The organism is Cryomorpha ignava (assembly GCF_010686655.1).
GTDB classification, from domain to species: domain Bacteria; phylum Bacteroidota; class Bacteroidia; order Flavobacteriales_D; family Cryomorphaceae; genus Cryomorpha; species Cryomorpha ignava.
Genome location: NZ_JAAGVY010000138.1, coordinates 1 through 800 on the forward strand (window position 1 = coordinate 1; position 800 = coordinate 800).

The window sequence follows — 800 nt, forward strand, 5'->3', positions numbered from 1 at the left end:
TATAACGTAATTTCACAAGACGTAGGTCACCTAAGCTTTACGCAGGCGATTCTTGGTGGATTCATTCTTCCTCCCTCTGATGGGGCAGGCGGATATGTAGAGACCGATTATATGTTGATGGAATTTCAAGTGAATGTTCCAGCAGGTTCTGCCTGGGTTTCAACAGATATCAGACACCAAACGAATGTTGATACTGTTGACTATTCTGCAATGACTTTCTACGGAGCTTCATTAGTTGATTACGAAAACATCCCAACGTTCACAGTAATTAATGCTGCAGCTGTAGTAGATTGTGATGACCTTGGCCTGAACATTGGCGATGCCTGTGATGATGGAGATGACAATACAGAAAACGACGTAGTAACCGCAGATTGTGAATGTGTCGGTACTGTAATTCTAGACTGTCCTGCACTCGGAGCAAACATTGGCGATGCCTGTGATGATGGAGATGACAGTACTGAAAATGATGTCGTAACTGAAGATTGTGCGTGCCTTGGTACTCCAATATTTGTTTGTGAAGCCGATGGTGGAGCAATCCAATTTGAAGATGGATCTTTAGTTGTAACTGTTTGTGTTGACGACGATGTGCCAAGCACAGTTGATGTTGCTTTTGCAACTGCTCCTGATGCTCCGGAAGGATACGGCGCTACATGGGTAGTAACTGATGCTGATCTTAATCTCCTTGGACTTCCTGCTACTATGGCAGATGTTGAAGCCATCAATTTTGATAATGCAGGAGCAGGTAACTGCTTAATTTGGTTCCTTAGCTTCGATGCTGACAATAGTAATGCTGACGAAGC

The 800-nt window shown here is 43.8% G+C and carries 1 pseudogene; it reads left to right on the forward strand.

Annotation, left to right across the window (positions count from 1 at the left end):
* Positions 1-800: pseudogene (locus G3O08_RS20765) on the forward strand (hypothetical protein); the annotation flags it as partial.